This window comes from Sphingomonas jatrophae (genome assembly GCF_900113315.1).
Lineage (GTDB): Bacteria > Pseudomonadota > Alphaproteobacteria > Sphingomonadales > Sphingomonadaceae > Sphingomonas_P > Sphingomonas_P jatrophae.
In genome coordinates, this window is sequence record NZ_FOZG01000001.1 from 102,207 (window position 1) to 122,057 (window position 19,851).

Annotated in this window: 18 protein-coding genes and 1 tRNA gene; 12 read left to right on the top strand and 7 right to left on the bottom strand. The window is 69.3% G+C overall.

Going from position 1 to position 19,851, the window contains the following annotated elements:
* The first annotated feature begins 196 nt into the window (after nt 1–196).
* The 3 genes from BM360_RS00395 to BM360_RS00405 are packed head-to-tail and all read left to right on the top strand — an operon-like array spanning nt 197 to nt 6,188.
* Complete coding sequence (locus BM360_RS00395; protein WP_242653228.1) at nt 197–3,628, top strand: acyl-[ACP]--phospholipid O-acyltransferase; 3,432 nt, start codon at nt 197–199, stop codon at nt 3,626–3,628.
* A complete protein-coding gene (locus tag BM360_RS00400; RefSeq protein WP_093309271.1) occupies nt 3,625–4,647 on the top strand; it encodes a nitroreductase family protein in 1,023 nt (340 codons plus the stop codon). The genes BM360_RS00395 and BM360_RS00400 overlap by 4 nt, the downstream gene beginning before the upstream one ends.
* The gene (locus BM360_RS00405; protein WP_131819137.1) at nt 4,560–6,188 is read left to right on the top strand and encodes a phenylacetate--CoA ligase family protein; all 1,629 of its coding nucleotides are present in this window, start codon (nt 4,560–4,562) and stop codon (nt 6,186–6,188) included. The genes BM360_RS00400 and BM360_RS00405 overlap by 88 nt, the downstream gene beginning before the upstream one ends.
* A gap of 241 nt (nt 6,189–6,429) precedes the next feature.
* Here BM360_RS00405 and BM360_RS00410 read toward each other — a convergent pair whose 3' ends face one another.
* The 5 genes from BM360_RS00410 to BM360_RS00430 all read right to left on the bottom strand — a co-directional run bounded on the left by BM360_RS00410 (nt 6,430) and on the right by BM360_RS00430 (nt 12,017).
* Nucleotides 6,430–8,508 carry a TonB-dependent receptor gene (locus BM360_RS00410; RefSeq protein ID WP_093309274.1) on the bottom strand — a complete coding sequence of 693 codons (2,079 nt, stop codon included), beginning with the start codon at nt 8,506–8,508 and terminating at the stop codon, nt 6,430–6,432.
* A gap of 106 nt (nt 8,509–8,614) precedes the next feature.
* On the bottom strand, nt 8,615–9,649 hold the full coding sequence (locus tag BM360_RS00415) for a sulfate/molybdate ABC transporter ATP-binding protein (protein WP_093309276.1): 1,035 nt from the start codon (nt 9,647–9,649) through the stop codon (nt 8,615–8,617).
* Between the two features lie 13 nt (nt 9,650–9,662).
* Entirely contained in the window at nt 9,663–10,523 is an 861-nt protein-coding gene (gene cysW / locus BM360_RS00420) for a sulfate ABC transporter permease subunit CysW (protein WP_093309278.1), read from the bottom strand.
* The gene (cysT, locus tag BM360_RS00425) at nt 10,520–11,323 is read right to left on the bottom strand and encodes a sulfate ABC transporter permease subunit CysT (protein ID WP_242653229.1); all 804 of its coding nucleotides are present in this window, start codon (nt 11,321–11,323) and stop codon (nt 10,520–10,522) included. The genes cysW and cysT overlap by 4 nt, the downstream gene beginning before the upstream one ends.
* 265 nt (nt 11,324–11,588) lie before the next feature.
* Nucleotides 11,589–12,017: an RrF2 family transcriptional regulator gene (locus BM360_RS00430; RefSeq protein ID WP_093313510.1), complete on the bottom strand. Its 429-nt coding sequence runs from the start codon at nt 12,015–12,017 to the stop codon at nt 11,589–11,591.
* A 117-nt stretch (nt 12,018–12,134) separates the two neighbouring features.
* On the opposite strand from BM360_RS00430, the gene BM360_RS00435 reads away from it, so the two are divergent.
* The 9 genes from BM360_RS00435 (at nt 12,135) to BM360_RS00470 (ending at nt 18,335) form a co-directional block, all read left to right on the top strand.
* Nucleotides 12,135–12,211 (top strand) — tRNA-His (locus tag BM360_RS00435).
* Nucleotides 12,212–12,289: 78 nt separating this feature from the next.
* Nucleotides 12,290–13,342: a Glu/Leu/Phe/Val family dehydrogenase gene (locus tag BM360_RS00440; protein ID WP_093309284.1), complete on the top strand. Its 1,053-nt coding sequence runs from the start codon at nt 12,290–12,292 to the stop codon at nt 13,340–13,342.
* Between the two features lie 130 nt (nt 13,343–13,472).
* Nucleotides 13,473–14,192: a heme ABC transporter permease CcmC gene (gene ccmC / locus BM360_RS00445; protein ID WP_093309287.1), complete on the top strand. Its 720-nt coding sequence runs from the start codon at nt 13,473–13,475 to the stop codon at nt 14,190–14,192.
* Entirely contained in the window at nt 14,192–14,320 is a 129-nt protein-coding gene (gene ccmD / locus BM360_RS19240) for a heme exporter protein CcmD (protein ID WP_131819138.1), read from the top strand. The genes ccmC and ccmD overlap by 1 nt, the downstream gene beginning before the upstream one ends.
* Nucleotides 14,317–14,772 (top strand): cytochrome c maturation protein CcmE, encoded by a 456-nt coding sequence (gene ccmE, locus BM360_RS00450; protein ID WP_093309290.1) that lies wholly within the window; start codon nt 14,317–14,319, stop codon nt 14,770–14,772. The genes ccmD and ccmE overlap by 4 nt, the downstream gene beginning before the upstream one ends.
* Nucleotides 14,769–16,688: a heme lyase CcmF/NrfE family subunit gene (locus tag BM360_RS00455; protein WP_093309293.1), complete on the top strand. Its 1,920-nt coding sequence runs from the start codon at nt 14,769–14,771 to the stop codon at nt 16,686–16,688. Before ccmE ends, BM360_RS00455 begins: the two co-directional genes overlap by 4 nt.
* Nucleotides 16,679–17,218 carry a redoxin family protein gene (locus BM360_RS00460; RefSeq protein ID WP_093309296.1) on the top strand — a complete coding sequence of 180 codons (540 nt, stop codon included), beginning with the start codon at nt 16,679–16,681 and terminating at the stop codon, nt 17,216–17,218. Before BM360_RS00455 ends, BM360_RS00460 begins: the two co-directional genes overlap by 10 nt.
* Nucleotides 17,215–17,622, top strand: coding sequence for a cytochrome c-type biogenesis protein (locus tag BM360_RS00465; RefSeq protein ID WP_093309299.1), 408 nt, complete (start codon nt 17,215–17,217; stop codon nt 17,620–17,622). The genes BM360_RS00460 and BM360_RS00465 overlap by 4 nt, the downstream gene beginning before the upstream one ends.
* Complete coding sequence (locus tag BM360_RS00470) at nt 17,619–18,335, top strand: tetratricopeptide repeat protein (RefSeq protein WP_207544510.1); 717 nt, start codon at nt 17,619–17,621, stop codon at nt 18,333–18,335. Before BM360_RS00465 ends, BM360_RS00470 begins: the two co-directional genes overlap by 4 nt.
* Before the next feature lie 31 nt (nt 18,336–18,366).
* Here the strand turns inward: BM360_RS00470 and BM360_RS00475 are convergent, their stop codons facing one another.
* Together BM360_RS00475 and ald are read right to left on the bottom strand one after the other, a co-directional pair.
* A complete protein-coding gene (locus BM360_RS00475; RefSeq protein ID WP_093309300.1) occupies nt 18,367–18,579 on the bottom strand; it encodes a DUF3072 domain-containing protein in 213 nt (70 codons plus the stop codon).
* Nucleotides 18,580–18,638: 59 nt separating this feature from the next.
* A complete protein-coding gene (gene ald / locus BM360_RS00480) occupies nt 18,639–19,733 on the bottom strand; it encodes an alanine dehydrogenase (protein WP_093309302.1) in 1,095 nt (364 codons plus the stop codon).
* Between the last annotated feature and the right edge of the window lie 118 nt (nt 19,734–19,851).

The window sequence follows — 19,851 nt, forward strand, 5'->3', positions numbered from 1 at the left end:
TCTCCTCAGCATGTTCGGGGGCAGGGACGAACGGCAGGCGAGGGCGTTCCCGTTCCGGGCAGAGAAGCCGGCGCAAGAAAATGAGTGCTGATCAGAAACAATATTGATCATCGATCATTTCTGTGCCACATGCGTCGCATCGCGACAGGGAAGGGCCGAACCCGGCTTTAACCCGTCCTGTTTATGAGGATCGGCCATGTCCGCACCCAGCTTCGGCCTGCTTGCCCGCCGCCGCTTCCTGCCGCTCTTCGCGACGCAGTTCCTCGGCGCCTTCAACGACAATCTGTATCGCTCGGCGATGCTGTTCCTCGTCTCGTTCAGCCTCTATCGCGGCGATGCGGACAAGGCGGCGATGATCGCGGTGATCGCGGGCGGCGTGTTCATCCTGCCTTACTTCCTCTTCTCGTCGCTCGCCGGCCAGCTCGCGGATGCCAGTGACAAGTCGCGCGTGGCGCAGGGCGTGAAGCTGGCCGAGGTGGCGATCATGGCGCTGGGCGCGGGCGCCATCGCTGCCGGTTCGATGCCGCTCCTGTTCCTGACTTTGTTCCTGATGGGCACGCACTCGACCATCTTCGGCCCGGTCAAATATGCGATCCTGCCGCAGCATCTGAACGGTCCGGAGCTGATGGGCGGCACCGGCCTGATCGAGGCGGGCACCTTCCTCGCCATCCTGTCGGGCCAGCTCGCCGGCGGCCTCATCCCGGCCGGGCACGCCACCGCGCTGATGCTCGGCGTCGCGGGGCTCGGCCTCGTCTCAAGCCTGTTCATCCCGTCGGCCAAGCCGGAGGGCGTGCCGCCCCGCATCGATCTCAATCTCGCTCGCGCCTCGGTCCGCATCGTGCGCGAGGCGGGCCGCACCCGCTCGCTCATGCTGGTGATCGGCGGAATCAGCTGGTTCTTCGCGTTGGGCGCCGTGCTGACGCAGCAGTTCGTGCCGCTGGTCGGCCACCTCAACGCCACCGCAGAGGTGGGCGCGCTGTTCCTCGGCTTGTTCTCGGTCGGCGTCGCGGTCGGCTCGATGCTCGTCGGCCGCTGGCTGAAGGGGGAGCTGTCCGCCCGCTACGTCCCCGCCGCCGCGCTCGCCATGGCGCTCGCCACGATCGATCTCGGCCTCACCGTCGCGGGCCTCCGCCCCTGGGCGACGACGGCCGGCGTGCGCGAGTTCGTGCGGGAGCCGGGCAGCTGGCACCTCATCGCCGATCTGCTCGCCATCGCGGTCGCCGGCGGCGTGTTCATCGTGCCCCTCTATGCTCTGCTCCAGACACTGGGCGATCCGGCCACCCGCTCGCGCGATGTGGCGGCGAACAACATCGTCAACGCCGCCGCAATGGTCGTCATCTCCGGCCTCGTCGCCGCGCTGCTGGCGACGGGCGCGGGCTCGGCCACCCTCTTCGTCGTGCTCGGTGTCGTCGGCCTCGCCGTCGCGCTCGCCGCCTGCGTGCTGCTGCCCGAGACGGTGTTCAAGGGCCTGATCCGCGGCCTGCTCCGCCTGTTCTACCGCGTCGAGCTGGTCGGTGCGGAGAACATGCCCGCGGCCGGCACGCGCGCGGTCGTCGTCGTCAACCACGTCTCCTTCCTCGACGGGCTGCTGCTCGGCGCCTTCCTGCCCGGCAAGCCGACCTTCGCCGTCCACACCCGCATCGCGCAGGCCTGGTGGATCAAGCCGTTCCTCAAGCTGTTCGACGCTTTCCCGGTCGATCCGACCAACCCCATGTCCGCCAAGGCGATGGTCAAAGCGGTGCGCGAGGGGCGGACGCTGGTGATCTTCCCCGAAGGCCGCATCACCGTGACGGGCGCGCTGATGAAGGTGTTCGACGGCCCCGGCATGGTCGCCGACAAGGCGGATGCGCCGATCGTCCCCGTCCGGATCGATGGCGCGCAGTTCAGCCCCTTCTCGCGCCTGAAGGGCAAGGTCCGCACGCGCTGGTTTCCCAAGGTCCGCCTAACCGTCCTGCCGCCCCGCCGCTTCGCCATCGACGGCGAGATGAGCGCGCGTGCCCGCCGTGCCATCGCCGGCCGCCGCCTCTATGACGAGATGAGCGCAATGATGTTCGCCACGTCGGACACCGGCCGCACCCTGTTCGCCGCGCTGGCCGATGCCGCCGCGCTCCACGGCCGCGACGCCAAGGTGGTGGAGGACGTCAAGCGCCAGCCGCTCACCTATGGCCGCCTGCTGGCAGGCTCGATCGCGCTTGGCCGCGTGCTGGCGCGCGAAAGCCGGGCAGGCGAGGCGGTCGGCGTGCTGCTGCCCAACGTGTCGGGCGTGGTCGCCACCTTCTTCGCGCTCCAGGCGGAGGGGCGCGTGCCCGCCATGCTCAACTACACGGCCGGGCTCGCCAATATCGACGCCGCCTGCCGCGCGGCCGAGGTGGAGACGATCATCACCGCGCGCGCCTTCGTCGAGCAGGCGAAGCTCGGCGATCTGATCGACGCACTCGGCGCCACCCGGCGCATCCTGTTCCTTGAGGATCTGGCGCCTCGCATCGGCGCCTGGGCGAAGCTCCGCGCGCTGATCGCCAGCCGCCGCGCGCGCGGCCCCGCCGTTTCGCCCGATGCGCCCGCGGTGATCCTCTTCACCAGCGGGTCGGAGGGGTTGCCGAAGGGCGTCGCGCTCAGCCACCGCAATCTGCTCAGCAACTGCCAGCAGCTCGCCGCGCGGATCGATTTCTCGCCGACCGACATTGTGCTGAACGCCTTGCCCGTCTTCCACAGCTTCGGCCTGACCGGCGGCACTTTGCTGCCCGTGCTGAACGGCATCCGCACGTTGCTCTACCCGAGCCCGCTCCACTACCGGATCGTCCCCGCGCTTGCCTACGATGCCAACGCGACGATCCTGTTCGGCACGGACACCTTCCTCGCCGGCTATGCCCGCATGGCGAGCCCCTACGATTTCTACTCGATCCGCTACATCTTCGCCGGTGCCGAGAAGGTGCGCGACACCACGCGCGCCACTTATGCCGAGCGGTTCGGCCTGCGCATCATGGAAGGCTATGGCGCGACCGAGGCGGGCCCCGTCATCGCGGTCAACACGCCGATGCACTTCCGCGCGGGCTCGGTCGGCCGCCTGCTGCCCGCGATCGAGGCGCGGCTTGAACCTGTCCCCGGCATCGACGACGAGGGCGGCACCGTCGGCCGCCTCGCTATCCGCGGTCCGAACGTCATGGCCGGATACTACAAGGCTGACGCGCCCGGCCTGCTCCAGCCGCCCGCCGGGGGCTGGCATGACAGTGGCGACATCGTCCAGATCGATGCCGAGGGCTTCGTCACCATCCGCGGCCGGGCCAAGCGCTTTGCCAAGATTGGCGGCGAGATGGTCTCGCTCCCCGCGGTGGAGGGCTATGCCGCCGCCGTCTGGCCGGGCTTCGACCATGCCGTCGTCACCCGCCCCGATCCGCGAAAAGGCGAGCAGCTGGTCCTGTTCACCACCGCGCCCGGCGCCGATGCCAAGGCGCTGCTCGCCTGGGGCAAGGCCAACGGCATTGCCGAACTCGCGCTGCCCCGCGATGTGCGCCCCGTCCCCGCGCTGCCGGTGCTGGGCACGGGCAAGATCGATTACGTGACTTTGGGCCAGATGGCGGCGGCGGGCACCACTGCCCCGGTGGAGGCGGACGAGGAGGAAGCGGCGTGAGCCCCTGGTCCGCGATCGGCGCCTCTGTCGCCCGCGCGCCCAGCCCGCACAACACGCAGCCCTATCGCCTGCGCGTGCTGGACGATGCGACCGCCGAGATCGTCTTCCTGCCCACCCGCGGCCTGCCGACGGCGGACCCGCACGGCCGCTTCACCTGGCTGACCGCGGGGATCGTCGCGGAGATTGCCAGCATCGCCGCGCACGGCCTCGGCCACGAGCTCGCCGTCGCATGGGATCTCTCCCCCATGTATCCCGGCGGCGACACCGAGACGCCGCAGACCGTCGCCCGCCTGACGCTCACCCCCGCAGGCGCCCCGGTCCCCGATCTCGATCCCGCGCTGATCCTCCAGCGGCAGACCTCGCGCCTGCCTTATGACGGCCGCCCGCTGGCGGCCGGGGTCGTCGCCGAGCTCAAGGTCGAGGCCGCCCGCCACGGCCATGCGTTCGAGGTGCGCAGCGACCCGCAGGCCATCGCCTCCGTCGTCGAGCTCAACAAGCGCGCGCTGTTCCACGATCTCGACGATGACGATCTGCGTACCGAGCTCACCCGCTGGCTCCGCTTCGACGCCCGGGAGGAGGGGCTGACGCGCGACGGCCTGTCCGCCCGCTGCCTCGGTTTCTCGCCCACGCTTCTGCGCAGCTTCTTCCTCCAGCACCGGTTCTGGACGCTGCCGGGGGTCCGCCATGTGGTCGGCCGTGTCTATGGTGCGACGATGCGCGGCATCGGCACGATCGGCTGGCTGCGCGGGCATTATACGTCTAGCGCCGACTGGATTGCCGCCGGGCGGCTGATGATCCGCCTCTGGCTGATCGTCACCCGCGCCGGCTGCGTCTGGCACCCTTATGGTTCGGTCATCACCAGCGAGGCTGCGCGCCGCGCGATGATCGACATGCTCGAATTGCGCCCGGAGCAGGGCGAGGAGGATATGGTATGGCTGCTGTTGCGCCTGGGCACGAGCCCGCGCCCGCCCGAGAGCCTGCGGCTGGACCAAGCCGAAATCCTGCTCTGCGCGCGCTGAAGCGGCTGCTCTATTACCCCGCGGTCGCGGCGGTCTACGCGCTCGACGGGGTGGAGTGGGCGTTGGCGCATATGGGCGGGCTCTATCGCCTGCTGCTCGTGCCGGGCTTCGAGGGCATGCGCTGGCGGCTGGGCATCTGGCGGGCGTGGCGTGCCTTCTATGCGGCGCATGCCCGCGTGCCCGCCTACCGCCATTATATCGACAGCCGCGGCGGCCTGCCCGATATCCATTTCGACCGGAAGGATATCACGCCGCTGCTGGCCGCGGTGCCGGAGATGGACAAGGCCAGCTACGTCAAGGCCTACCTCATTGCCGAGCAGATCGTCGGCGGTCGCCTGCCGCGCCGCGGCGTGATGGTGGACGAATCGAGCGGCTCCTCCGGCACGCCGACCAGCTGGGTGCGGGGCGCCACCGAGCGGCGCATCGTCAGCCGCATGATGCAGCTCAGCTACCGCGATAGCGTCGATCGCGCACGGCCCGTCTTCATCCTCAACGCCTTCGCGCTCGGCGCATGGGCGACGGGCATGAACGTGTCCATCTCGCTCACCGACAGCTCGATCCTGAAATCCACCGGCCCGAACATCGACAAGATCGTCGAGACGATGCTCGAATTCGGCCCCGGCTACCGCTACGTCGTGATGGGCTATCCGCCCTTCCTCAAGACGCTGGCGGACGATCCGCGGATCGATTGGCAGGCCTTCACCGTCGATGCCGGCTATGGCGGGGAGGGGATTTCGGAGGGGCTGCGGACCTATCTGGGCCAGCGCTTCCACCGCGTCGTCGGCAGCTATGGCGCGTCGGACCTCGAGGTGAACATGGCGCTGGAGAGCGACCTCGCCATCCGCCTGCGCCGCGCGATCGGCGAGGATGAGACGCTCAGGAAGTCGCTCATCCGCACCGATTACGGCGTCACGCCGATGATCTTCCAGTATAACCCTCTGGCTTATTACATCGAGACCAACGAGGCGGGCGAACTCGTCGTCACCATGTCGCGCCCGTTCCACATCGCGCCCAAGATCCGCTACAACATCCATGATCGCGGCCACGTGATGCGTTTCCCCGAACTGAAGCGGCGCTTGCTGGCGGCCGGCCGGGACGATCTGCTGAAAGACGTACGGACCGATCTGCCCTTCCTGTTCCTTTACGGCCGGTCGGACATGTCGATCGATTATTATGGCGCGAACGTCACGCCCGACAGCGTGCGCGAGGTGCTCTACGGCATGCCGGCGCTGGCACCCGTGCTCAGCACCTTCCGCCTGCTCTCCTACGAGGACGAGACGACGACCAAGCGGATGGAGATCGCCGTCGAGCTGGTCGAGGGCGCGCCGATGCCGCCCAACCCCGAGATGATCGAGGCGGAAGCATTCGTCCGCCTGACCGAGATCAACGCCGACTTCCTCAACGCCCTCCACCGCACCGCCAGCCCGGACAATCCGCCCCGGCTGACGCTGCACGCCTTCGGCACCGGCCCGTTCGAGGGCGGCCAGCGCAAGCTGAAGAACGAATATGTCGCGAGCGACGTGAGCTACGACAGGCTCTAGGCCGGTCCGTCATGCTGAACTCGTTTCAGCATCCACCGGGAGGCACGACCTGCGGCCCCTGGCCAGACCGCCCGGTGGATCCTGAAACAAGTTCAGGATGACGAGGCGCTAGAGCCGCACCCCCGACCCCAATTCGTCATGCCGGACTCGTTCCGGCATCCACCGTGCGGCGCATCCAGAAGCCGCCAAACCAGTCACCCGTCTCGCCCCAGCGTAAGCGCCGGGGTAACGAAGGACCCCCCTACAGCGAAAACCGGGCCGACAAGCGGAAGTCCCGCCCGGCCAGCGGCGCATAATCCTTCAGGAAGCTGGCGTGCCGCCGCGCCACCACGTCGAACAGGTTGTTCGCCGACAGCGTCAGCGTCGTCGCGCGGTTGCCCGGCAGCGGGTGCCACGCCACCGATGCGTTGACGAGCGTGAAGGACGGCGTCTCCGTCTCGAACGCGCTCACCCGGTCCTGCCGGTCGCTCCACTCCGCCTCGATCCGGCCGACCAGCGCGTCCGACTGCGCCTCGAGCCCGCCGAGCAGGCGGAGAGGCGGGATGCGGGGGGCGGGGCCGACCGAGCGGATGCGCGCCTTCACGTAATCCGCGAGGCCATCCGCCACGAACGTCCAGTCGCCGACTTTCGCCAGATCCAGCGAGCCTTCCACCTCGAAGCCCAGATAGCGCGCGCGGCCCTGCCGCTGCTGGAACACCGGCAGGTCATCCTCGATCTCGCCCGTCTGCGCCTCGTAGATATAGTTCTTGAACCGCGTCCAATAGGCGGACACGTCGAACGTATAGCCCTGCCCACGGCCGCGCAGCGTCGCCTCCAGCCCGTTGCTCCGCTCCTTGCGCAGCGTCGGGTCGCCCACCTCGAACGCCTGCGTGCCGGCATGCGGGCCGTTGGCATAGAGCTCCTCGGTCGATGGCGCGCGCTCGCTATGCGTCGCGTTCAGGCCGATCCGCCAGCCCGGTACCACCGCATAGCTGGCGCCGAGCGAGCCCGAGAAGGTGTCGAACCGGCGGCGGAGATCCGGATTGCCGATCTGCTCGTCCGCGTCCGCCTTCGTCAGCGTATGTTCGTAGCGCGCCCCCGCCTCGGCGCGCCACGCGCCCGCCTCGATCTGCTGGAGCGTGAACAGGCCATATTGTTCGGTCAGGTTGTCGGGCACGAACTTCTCTTCGCCGCGCACCCTGAACTTGCGCCGCAGCGCCTGCGCGCCCACTGCGCCGGACCAGCCCCCGCGCTTGGCCTGGACCAGCTCCAGCCGGCCTTCGCTGCCTTCGCTGAAGAAGCTCGTGCCGATCTCGCCCGTCTCCTCCAGCTCGTCGTGGCGGTAATCGGCATGGCCCGCGCGGAAGCGGACGGCCTGGAGGATGTCGCCGCCCGTATCCACCTCGGCGCGCAGGTCATAGCGGGTCTGGCGCAGATCGATCCGCGGCGCCTCCGCCTCGATGGCTGGGTCGAGCGAGTAGCGGACCGGCACGCCGTAGAGGCTGTCATAACGGGTGACCGATGCGCCGATGTTCACGCCCGGCGCCACATAGGCGAGCGCCCCCGCCACATCCCACGTCCGCGCCGCGCTGTTGGGCAGCTTGCCCTTCAGGTCCGCCAGCTCGGCAATCTCCGGCTCCGCGCTCGCCGCCGCCTGCGCCCGCAGCGGGCGGGAGAGGATGTAGCCGCCCGTGTCGAGATCGTCCGTCTTCAGATAGCTGCCGTCGACATGCAGGACGAGGCCGCCGCCCAGCGGCGCGTCCGCCGCCGCGCCGATCGAGCGCTCGTCCGCCGCACTGGCCAGCGTGCCCAGCGCGTCGACGTGGATCGCCTCGTCGGGCAGGCGGCGCGGGATGCGGCTGTCGATCACGTTGACGACGCCGCCGATGGCGGAGGAGCCGAATAGCAACGCGGTCGGCCCGCGCAGCACCTCGACGCGCTCGGCGGTCAGTGGGTTGATCGCGACGGCATGGTCGACCGACGCAGTCGAGGCGTCGAAGCTGCCGATCCCGTCGGTCAGGATGCGGATGCGGTCCCCCTGAAAGCCGCGCAGCACCGGGCGAGACGCATTCGGCCCGAACGAGGTGGAGGAGACGCCCGGCTGCCGCGCCAGCGTGTCGCCGATGGTCGGGCGCAGCTCCCGCGCCAGATCGGTGCCGGACAGCACCGTCGTGCCCGCCAGCGCCGAGCCCAGTTCGGTCCGCAGCGGCGCGGTGATGACGATCGTCTGCGCCTCCTGCTCGTGGAAGTCGCCCGGTGCCTGCCGGTCGTGCGGCGCGGCGGGGGGCGGGGCCTCGGCGGCGGACAGGCCGAGGAGGGCGGTAGCGAGCAGCAGGGTCAAGGGGCGGGCTCCGGTCGAAAGACCGGCACTGGCTAGCCAGCATGTTACATCATATCAAGCGCTGATGGTGCGATGCGGCGGGACTGTTGCCGAACCGCAACGCGCCTCAACGCCGGTCGGGGAATACCTGCAGGCGCGTCGGTCGCACCGTGATCCGCTCACCCACCGCCGGCGGCTCGCCCGGCAGGTCCAGCTCCAGCGGTGCGTCCAGCCCGTCCAGCGCCGCCTCCACCCGCGTCATGCCGGCGCGCGGGCGGGCGAGCGTCACCGTCGCGCTCAGCGTGCCTTCGCCGCCCAGCGCCGGCTCCACGTCGTGCGGGCGGAAGAACAGCAGGCCCGGCCCGTCCGCCGCATCGCCCGCGTCGAGCAGCGCGCTGCCGAACCGGGCCCGGCCGCGCTCCACCGTCACCGGCAGACGGTTCGATTCGCCGACAAAGTCGAACACGAAGGCGGAGGCGGGCGCGCGGTAGACCGCATCGGGCACCGCCACCTGCTCGATGCGGCCATGGTCCATCACCACCACGCGGTCGGCCAGCTCAAGCGCCTCTTCCTGATCGTGCGTGACGAAGATGGAGGTCAGCCCCATCCGGTCATGCAGCTCGCGCAGCCAGCGGCGCAGTTCTTTCCGCACCTTGGCGTCGAGCGCGCCGAAAGGCTCGTCCAGCAGCAGGATGCGCGGCTCCACCGCCAGCGCCCGCGCCAACGCCACGCGCTGCCGCTGCCCGCCCGACAGCTGCGCCGGATAGCGGCGGCCGAGATCCTTCAGCTGCACCAGCTCCAGCAGCTCTGCCACGCGCCGCTCGATCTCCGCCTTGGCCGGGCGCAGCCGCCGCGGCCGCACTGTCAGGCCGAAGGCGATATTGTCCGCCACCGTCATGTGCTTGAACAAAGCATAATGCTGGAACACGAAGCCGACGCCGCGCTGCGTTACGGGCCGGCCGGTCACGTCCTCGCCGTCGAACAGCACGCGGCCCGTGTCCGCCTGCTCCAGCCCGGCGATGATCCGCAGCAGCGTCGTCTTGCCCGATCCGGACGGCCCCAGCAGCGCGAGGAACTCGCCCGGGCGCGCTTCCAGCTCGATCGGCTGCAGCGCGGTGAAGCTGCCGAAGCTCTTGCTGACGCCCTCGACCGTAATGCCCATCAGTGCCCCATGCTCAATGACCCTGGCCGCGCAGGTCGTAGCGCCATTCCAGCACGCTCTTCAGCACCAGCGTGACCAGCGCCAGCCCGGCCAGCAGCGACGCGGTGGCGAAGGCGGCGACGAAATTATATTCGTTGTAGAGGATCTCGACGTGCAGCGGCAGCGTGTTGGTCTCGCCCCGGATGTGGCCCGAGACGACCGACACCGCACCGAACTCTCCCATCGCCCGCGCATTGCACAGCAGCACGCCGTAGAGCAGCCCCCAGCGAATGTTCGGCAGCGTCACGCGGAAGAACGTGCTGAAGCCCGATGCACCGAGCGACCGCGCCGCCTCTTCGTCGTCGCGGCCCTGCTCGGCCATCAGCGGGATCAGCTCGCGCGCGACGAAGGGGAAGGTGACGAAAACGGTCGCCAGTACGATGCCGGGCACCGCGAACACGATCTGGATGCCATGATCCCGCAGGAACGGCCCGAACCAGCCGTTCGCCCCGAAGATCAATATGTAGATCAGCCCGGCGACGACGGGCGAGACGGAGAAGGGCAGGTCGATCAGCGTGACCAGCAGGCCCTTGCCGCGAAAGTCGAACTTGGTGATCGCCCATGCCGCCGCCACGCCGAATACGCAGTTGAGCGGCACGCTGATCGCCGCCACCATCAGCGTCAGCCGCATCGCCGCGCGCGCATCCGGCTCCGCCAACGCCTCGGCGAAGGCGGCGGCGCCGCGGCGGAACGCCTCGGAAAAGACCGCCAGCAGCGGCAGAGCGAGGAAGATCAGCAGGAAGCCGAGCGCGGCACCGATCAGCAGCCGCCGCGCCCAGGCGGGCTCGCTCGTCGCATCCGCACTGTGCGGCACGGGTTTGGCTTCCTCGATCATCCCTGCATCCGCTTGCGCGTGGCGATCTGGAGCAGGTTGATCGCCAGCAGCATCGCGAAGGACGCGACCAGCATCACGCAGGCGATCGCCGTCGCGCCGGCATAATCATATTGCTCCAGCTGCGTGATGATCAGCAGCGGCGCGATCTCGCTCTCATAAGGCATGTTGCCGGCGATGAAGATGACGGAGCCATATTCGCCGATGCCGCGGGCGAAGGCGAGGGCGAAGCCGGTCAGCAGCGCGGGCGCGATCGCCGGCAGCACGACGCGGCGGAACGTGGTCACGCGGCTGGCACCCAGCGAGGCGGAGGCTTCCTCCACGTCGCGCCCGAGATCCGCCAGCACCGGCTCCACCGAGCGGACGACGAACGGCAGGCCGATGAAGACGAGCGCGATAACCACGCCCGCCGGCGTATAAGCGAGCTTCAGGCCGAGCGGCGCGAGAAACTGCCCGATCCAGCCATTGGACGAATAGAGCGCCGTCAGCGCGATGCCCGCGACCGCCGTCGGCAGCGCGAAGGGCAGATCGACCATGGCGGAGACGATCCGCTTCAGCGGAAAGTCATAGCGCACCAGCACCCACGCGATCAGCAGGCCGAACACCGCATTCACCGCCGCGGCCAGCGCCGATGCGCCGAAGCTCAGCCGGTAGGCCGCCAGCGCGCGCGGCGCCAAGGCCGTCTCGACGATGGCGGACGGCTCCGCCAGCGTGCGCACGAACACCGCCGACAGCGGGATCAGCACGATCAGCGACAGATACAGGATGGTGAAGCCGAGGCTCAGCCCGAAGCCTGGAATCACGGATCGTCGGGCGGAGCGCATCGCCGCGGGCATTAGCGGGTGAGGCTGCGGGGGGAAGGCAAGAAATATTCACCACCGGCGAAGTGGAGAATGGGTAAGCCAGAGCGCAGGCCGCTCGCCACCGCGTCTCCCGTCATCCTGAACTCGTTTCAGGATCCACCGAGCGCCAGGCCAACCGGCCGCTGATTCAGCCGTCCGGTAGATGCCCAAACAAGTTCAGCATGACGAGACCTGCGAAAGCCAGGCCAACCGGCCGTGCCGAACCTCAGTCGTCCAGCGCCGCCACTGGCACCCGCTCCGCCAGGCTAATCCGGTCGAGGATGTTCGCCGTCTCGTCGCGCACCTGCAGCATCACGTCGCGCAGGCGGCACTCCGCCTCGTCGACGCAATTCTCGCACGGGCGATGGTTCATCCGGCTGGCGCAGGGCACCAGCGCCAGGCTGCCACGAGTCAGCCGGACGATATCGCCATAGGTGATCGTGTCGGGCTCACGCGCGAGCCAGTATCCGCCTTCCTTGCCGCGTAGCGTCTCCACCAGCCCGGCCCGCTTCATCTCCGACAGGATCACCGTCAGGAACTTGGCCGGAATGTTCTGCGCGCGCGATATCTCGCCCAGCTGGACGGGGCCCTGGCCGAAGCGGTCGGCCAGGTGCTGGAGCGCGCGAGTGGCGTAACGGGTGCGTTGGGATAGCACGCCCGCCATTTGGGGCGGGCGGAGCGATGGTGCAACCTTTTCTCAATCCGGCAAATAGGAAAGCTTGCCGCCTTGACGAAGCGCCCGCCTCGGCGCAAAGGGCGCCCCTCGCGCATGGCGGTCGTAGCTCAGTTGGTTAGAGCATCGGTTTGTGGTACCGAGGGTCGCGGGTTCAAGTCCCGTCGTCCGCCCCACGCGCTTCCCGGCTGGTAATCCGCGCAAGATAATATTATTGCGCGGCTCCGTAATTTCCGAACAGCCGGAGCCCTGACATGACTGCCCCCTGGACCTTGCCGGATTTCGACGACCATGAGGGCGTCCACATCTTCCGCGATGCCGCGACCGGGCTGACCGGCATCGTCGGCGTCCACTCGACCACGCTCGGGCCGGCGCTCGGCGGCACGCGCTTCTGGCATTATCCGACGCCCGAGGACGCCGTGGTCGATGCACTGCGCCTGTCACGCGGCATGAGCTACAAGAATGCGATGGCGGGCCTGCCGCTCGGCGGCGGCAAGGCGGTCATCCTCGCCGGTCCCGATCGCCGCACCCGCCCCGAACAGCTCGCCGCCTTTGCCCGCGCGATCGAATCGCTCGGCGGCCGCTATGTCACCGCGCAGGATGTCGGCCTCACGCAGGACGACATGGCGACGCTCGCCGAACACACACGCTTCATCTGCGGCCAGCCGGGTGCCGAGAAGGGGATGGCCGGCGGCGATTCGGGTCCGCCCACCGCGCTCGGCGTCTATCTCGGCCTGCGCGCCGCCATTGCCCGTGCGCTCGGCAAGGACGATCCGCGCGGCGTTCACGTCGCGATCCAGGGCGTCGGTTCGGTCGGCGGCAATCTCGCCCGCCGGCTCGCCGCCGATGGCGCGCGGCTGACGCTCGCCGACGTCTATCCCGATCGTGCGCAGTCGCTCGCAGCGGAATTGGGGGCGGAGGCCGTCCCGGCGGAGGCGATCCTCGCCGTCGATGCCGATGTGGTCAGCCCCTGCGCGCTCGGCGCGGTGCTGAACGAGGGCAGCATCGCCGCGATGAAGGCGCGCGTGGTTGCCGGCGCCGCCAACAACCAGCTCGCCACCGCGGAGGATGCGGCCCGACTGCACGCCCGCGGCATCCTCTATGCGCCCGATTACGTGATCAACGCGGGCGGCGTGATCAACGTCGGCCTGCAATATCTCGGCGGCAATACCATGGCCGATGTCGAGGCCCGCATCGCGCAGATTCCCGCGCGGCTTGAGCAGGTCTGGGCCGAGAGCGCGGTCGAGGATCGTCCCGCCGCCGAGGTGGCCGACGACATCGCCCGCCGCCTCATCGGCCGCGCCTGATGTAGGGCGACCCGTCCGACAGGCGTCCTACAAGGGCGCCTGTCGGAAAAGGGCCTCTGTGTGTCAACTTCGTCAACTTAAGCCGACGCTTCCACCCGGGGCCTTCACCCTTTAAGGGCGGCCTCGGCCCATGCACGCTTTCGCCAATCCCGCCCGCTTCCTCCGCATCGCGCGCCCGCTGACGCCCTGGCTCGGCTGGAGCGGCGCGCTACTGGTCGCCGTGGCGCTCGGGGCTGGCCTCACCGTCACGCCGCCCGATTACCTCCAGGGCGAGAGCGTCCGCATCCTCTACGTCCACGTCCCCTCGGCATGGCTCGGCATGGCGGGCTGGAGCGGGATCGCGGTCGCCAGCCTGATGCAGCTCGTCTGGCGCCACCCGCTCGCCGCCATCGCCGCCCGCGCCGTCGCCGCGCCCGGCGCGCTGTTCGCGGCCATCTGCCTTGTTACCGGCTCGATCTGGGGGCGGCCGACCTGGGGCACGTGGTGGGAATGGGACGGCCGGCTCACCTCCATGCTGGTGCTGTTCTTCCTCTACCTCGCCTATCTCGCGCTCGCCGCCGCCGAAGACGATCAGGGCCCCGGCGAGCGCCGCCTCAGCGCCATCTTCGGCCTGACCGGCGCCGCCATCCTGCCTGTCATCCACTATTCGGTGCTGTGGTGGCGCAGCCTGCATCAGAGGCCGTCCATCGGCATCAAGGGCTCGTCGATCGACGGCTCGATCCTATGGCCGCTCCCCATCGCGCTGCTCGGCTTCACCCTGCTGTTCGCCGCCATCGTGCTGATGCGGATGCGGGCGGCGCTGGCCCACGCCAAGGTCGAGGCGCGGCTGCGCCGGCTGGCGGCGGCCTGATGAACCATTGGCCCTTCATCCTCGCCGCTTACGGCATCGCGGTCGCAGCCACGCTGGCGCTGACGATCGCCAGCTATGTCGCGATGCGCCGGGCGGAGGCGCGGGCGGACGCGCTCGGCCGGCGATGAAGGCGAAGAACCAGCGGCTCACGCTGGCGCTGCTGGCGCTGGCGGCGATCGTCGGCGCAGCCCTGCTCGCCGCCTCGGCGCTGCGTGACCAGGCCGCCTATTTCTACACGCCCGCCGACGCGCGCCGCCTTGGCGTCGAGCCCGGACGATCGGTCCGGCTCGGCGGCATGGTGGAGGGCGGCTCGATCCGGCGCTCTCCGGATGGCGTCACCATCGCCTTCACCGTCACCGACGGGCAGGCGACCGTTCCCGTCTCCTTTCGCGGCATCGTGCCCGATCTGTTCAAGGAACGCAGCGGCGTCGTCGCCGAGGGGCATTTCACGCCGACCGGCAGCTTCGTCGCCGACACGATCCTCGCCAAGCATGACGAGCGCTACATGCCACCCCAGGTCGCCGGTGCGATGCACGAATCGGACAGCCTCGACACGGACGCCAAGGTCCGCGCCAAGTGACCGCGGAACTCGGCCTTGCCGCTCTGTGGCTCGCCGCCGCACTGGCGCTGCTTCAGCTCGCTCTGGCAGCGATGGCGCTGGCAGGGCGGGAGGAGTTGCTGAATGGTGTCCGCCCGGTTGCGGTGGTGCAGGCTGTGCTCGCTCTGCTCGCCTTTGCCGTGCTGATCCGCCTGTTCGTGGTGGTGGATCTCTCGGTCGAGCTGGTCGCGCTCAATGACGCCTCGACCAAGCCCTTGTTGTATCGCTTTGCCGGCGCATGGGGAAACCACGAAGGCTCGATGCTGATGTGGGTGGCGATCCTCGGACTGTCGGGGGCGTGCGTAGCGCTGCTCGAGCGGCGCCTGCCTGAACGGACGCTCGTCGCGACGCTCGGCACGCAGGCGGCGATCGGTCTCGGCTTCTACGCTTTCCTGCTGTTCGCCTCCAATCCGTTCCAGCGGCTGGTGCCCGCGCCGGCGGAGGGGCAGGGGCTCAACCCGCTGCTGCAGGATCCCGGCCTCGCCTTCCATCCGCCGACGCTTTACCTCGGCTATGTCGGCCTCTCGATCGCCTTCTCCTTTGCGTGCGGCGCGCTGCTGACCCGCCAGGTCGATGCCGCGCTCGCCCGTGCGATGCGGCCGTGGGTGCTGGGGGCATGGGTGTTCCTGACGCTCGGCATCACCGCCGGCAGCTACTGGGCTTATTATGAGCTCGGGTGGGGCGGCTGGTGGTTCTGGGATCCGGTGGAGAATGCGTCGCTGATGCCGTGGCTGGCGGCGACGGCGTTGCTCCACTCGGTCGCGGTGTTGGCCACCCGTGACTCGCTCAGGGCGTGGACTGTGATGCTGGCGGTGGTCGCCTTTTCCATGTCGATGATCGGCACCTTCCTTGTCCGCTCGGGCATCCTGACGAGCGTGCATGCCTTTGCCGTCGATCCGCGGCGGGGCGCGTTCATTCTCGTCCTGCTGGCGCTGTATATCGGCGGCGCGCTCGCCTTGTTCGCTGCGCGGGCGGGCACCGTGCAGGAGGGGCGGACGTTCGAGCCGGTGAGCCGCGAAGGATCGCTGGTCGCGAACAACCTGCTGCTCTCCGCCATTCTCGGCATCGTGCTGGTCGGCACGCTCTATCCGCTCCTGGCAGAGGCGGTCACGGGTGAGAAGCTGTCCGTCGGGCCGCCTTACTTCAACGCGGCGGCCGGGCCGCTCGCCTTGCTGCTGGTCACGATCATGGTGGCGGGGCCGTTGCTGCGCTGGCGGCGGGACCGACTGGCGGCTCTTGGGCGGCGGGTGGCGCTGCCAGCAGGGCTGGCGCTGGCGGCGCTGATCGCGCTGCTGGTTGCGGCGCCGGGCGTGCGGCTGCTGCCGCTGCTCGGGCTGGTGCTGGCGGCGGGCGTGGCGCTTGGTTCGCTCGCGCCGCTCTGGGGCCGCAATCTGCGGCGCACGCCCATGTTTACGTGGGGCATGGTGATCGGCCATCTCGGTGTCGCCGTCGCGCTGGCCGGAATGGCGAGCGAGAGTGCCTTCACGCGTGAGACGCTGGTGGCGCTGGCACCAGGGCAAACCGCGCAAGTCGGTCCCTGGCGCATCCGCTTCGACGCGGTCGAGCCGATTGCCGGTCCGAACTGGACCGCGCTGGAGGCGACCTTGCAGGCGGATCGCGGCGGTGCGCCGCTGCTGCTCAAACCCCAAGCGCGCTTCTTCCCGTCGCCCCCGACCGAGACCAGCGAGGCCGCGATTGCGACGCGCTGGGATGGGCAGCTCTATACCGTGATCGGCAAGGGGGACGAGGCCGGGCGCTGGCAGCTGCGGCTGTGGTGGAAGCCGTTCGTGACCCTCATCTGGCTGGGCGGCGCGCTGATCGCAGTCGGCGGCGTGCTGTCGCTGCTGGGCCGGGTCCGGCGCGAACGGCGTGCGGCGGAGCGGCTGGCATGGCTTTGAAAACGATCCGCTGGCTGCTGTGGGTGCCGCTCATCCTATTCGTCGGATTTGTCGCCCTGGTGGCGAGCGGGCTGGTGACGCCATCGACCCACGAGATCCGCTCGCAGCTGATCGGCAAGCCGCTGCCTGACTTTGCCCTGCCGCCAGCTTTGCCTGCTAAGCCGGGGCTGGCGCGCGTCGAGCTGGGCCAGGGCAAGCCGCGGCTTGTCAACATCTTCGCCAGCTGGTGCGTGCCCTGCGCCACTGAAAGCGCGCAACTTGCTACGCTGAAGCGGGCGGGCGTGGAGATTGACGGCATCGCCATCCGTGACCGTCCCGAGGATCTGACGCGCTTCCTCGGCCGCTACGGCGATCCTTACGCACGGATCGGCGCGGACCGCGATTCGTCGGTGCAGATGGCGCTCGGCTCGTCAGGCGTGCCGGAGACGTTCGTCATCGACGGCGCGGGTGTGATCCGGCTGCAGCATGTCGGCGAGATCCGGCCCGAGCATGTCGCCGGCATCCTCGCCGCGGTCGAGGCGGCGAAGTGAAGCGGGCGGCCCTGCTCCTGTTGCTGACGGTGCCTGGCGCCGCGCTGGCGGATTCGGCGATGCCGGCCGCCGCACTCGCCGATACGCAGCTGCCTGATCCGGCGCAGGAGCGGCAGGCCAAGGCGTTGATGGAGACGCTGCGCTGCCTTGTCTGTCAGGGACAGTCGATCGCGGACTCGGATGCGGAGCTGGCCGGTGACATGCGCGCGCTGGTGCGGCGCCGGATCGCAGCGGGGGAGAAGCCGGAGGCCATTCGGGAATGGCTGGTCGCCCGCTACGGCGCGTGGGTGAGCTATCAGCCGCCGCTCGATGCGGTGACGTGGCCGTTGTGGGCGCTCCCCTTGCTTCTGCTGGTGGGCGGTGCGTGGCTGGCGCGCGGTCGTTTCCGACGGCGGCGTGCATGATCGCCTGGTTGCCCCCGCTGCTACTGGCAGCAGCGGCGTTGCTCGCGCTGTGGCGGCTCGGTCGGTTGCCGCGCGGCAGCGTCCAGCTTGCCGGTGCGGCGCTGTTCTTCGGCATCGCCGGCTATGCGTGGCAGGGCTCACCGGGCCTGCCCGGGCGTCCGACGCCCGCCCGTGCGTCGCCCCGCATGGAGGACGACCTCCTCACCACGACGCGTGGCACGATCACCGAGAAGATGGGTGGTGACGCGCAGGTGCTGGACACGGCCGCGGCCTTTCACCGGCAGGGTCTCGACGCTTATTCGGTCGGCATCCTTAAGGGGGCGATCTCCCGCCGGCCGCGGTCGGCGGAGTTGTGGCTCGGCCTCGGCAATGCGCTGATCCATCATGCCGGCGGCATGTTGTCTCCCGCTGCCGCCTTTGCGCTTGATCGCGCGCGGGCTCTGGACCCGAAACATCCCGGGCCGGACTTCCTGTCAGGTTTCGCGCTGATCGCCGGGGGCCAGGTCGAAGAAGGGGCGGCGCTCTGGCGGGCGCTGATCGCCCGCGCGCCGGAAGGGGCGCGCTGGCGCAACGAGGTGGCGGGTCGGCTTGCGATGCTGGAGTCAATCGCGCCGCAAGCGCGTCCCATCGAACGGCAGGCGACGGACGCGGCTGCCGGATCGCCCGAAGTTACCGGCATGGACCCGCTGCGTCCGCCAGCCGACAGGCGCTGACCCGCCGCGGGCAGGTCAGCGCTCCGCTGTGTTATTTGCCTCGGCCGGTTTCCTCCTGAAGCGCGTCGATGCGCTTGGAGGCCTCGGCCTTGCTCAGGTCCTCGTCAAACTCCTCATGCGCCTCTTCGCTCAGAGTCTTGAGGTAGCTGGCCTGCGCGCCGGTCATCGGCTCGTCACCGGTGGTCCAGTCATCCGGATCCTTGACGGCGTTCGAGGTCGGGTGGCTCTTCGGATTGTCGGTCATGATGCGCTCCTTCGCGGGTTGGAACGCATCATGTTCCCGACCTGTTCCCTTGTGCCCGCTCAGTTGAGCGGCAGGTCGAGCGCGTCCGCGACCGCCTTGTGGCGGATCTTGCCGTCGGAGACATTGAGGCCCGCAGCCAGATGCGGGTCCGCCGCCATCGCCGCTTCTGCCCCCAGGTTGGCGAGCTTGAGCGCAAAGGGCAGGGTGGCGTTGTTCAGCGCGAAGGCGGAGGTGCGCGCCACGGCGCCCGGCATGTTGGCCACGCAATAGTGGATGATGCCGTCCACCTCGAACACGGGGTCGGCGTGCGTCGTCGGGTGCGACGTCTCGAAGCAGCCGCCCTGATCGATCGCGATGTCGACCAGCACGCTGCCGCGCTTCATCGTCTTCAGCATCTCGCGCGTGACGAGCTTGGGCGCAGCGGCGCCCGGCACCAGCACCGCACCGATCACCAGATGCGCGCGCTCCACCGCCGCGGCGATCGCCGCCTTGGAGGCATAAGCCGTCTTGATCTGGTTGGAGAAGAACATGTCCAGCTCAGCCAGACGGGCGTTGTTGATGTCGTAGATCGTCACGTCCGCGCGCATGCCGACGGCCATCTGCGCCGCGTTGATGCCCGACACGCCGCCGCCCAGGATCGCCACCTTCGCCGGCGCCACGCCCGGCACGCCGCCCAGCAGCACGCCGCGGCCGCCCTGCTCCTTCTCCAGATAGTGCGCGCCGACCTGGACAGACATGCGCCCTGCGACCTCGGACATTGGCCGCAGCAGCGGCAGCGAGCCATCGCGTGCGGTGACGGTCTCATAAGCGATGCAGGTGGCGCCCGACTTCATCAGCCCTTCCGCCTGCGGCTTGTCGGCCGCGAGGTGGAGGTAGGTGAACAGCAGGTGCCGCGGCTCCAGCAGCGCGATCTCCTGCGGCTGCGGCTCCTTCACCTTAACGATCATGTCGGCAGCGGCGAAGACCGAAGCCGCATCCGGCAGGATCCTGGCGCCCGCTGCGATATAATCCTCATCGGTGAAGTCGATCCCAGAACCGGCGCCGGTCTCCACCACCACCTCGTGCCCGGCCGCCGCCAGCTCCGCGACGGATGGGGGCGTCAGGCCGACGCGATATTCGTGGTTCTTGATTTCCTTGGGAACGCCGATGCGCATGAACGAGCCTCCTCGGGCCAAATGTCTGATTGTCGCGCGGTTTAGCGAAGAGCTTTCGGCTTGTCGCGCCCCCACGGGGCGTGTTGCGGCGTCCCGGGGGAGGTGCTAGGCGCCGGCG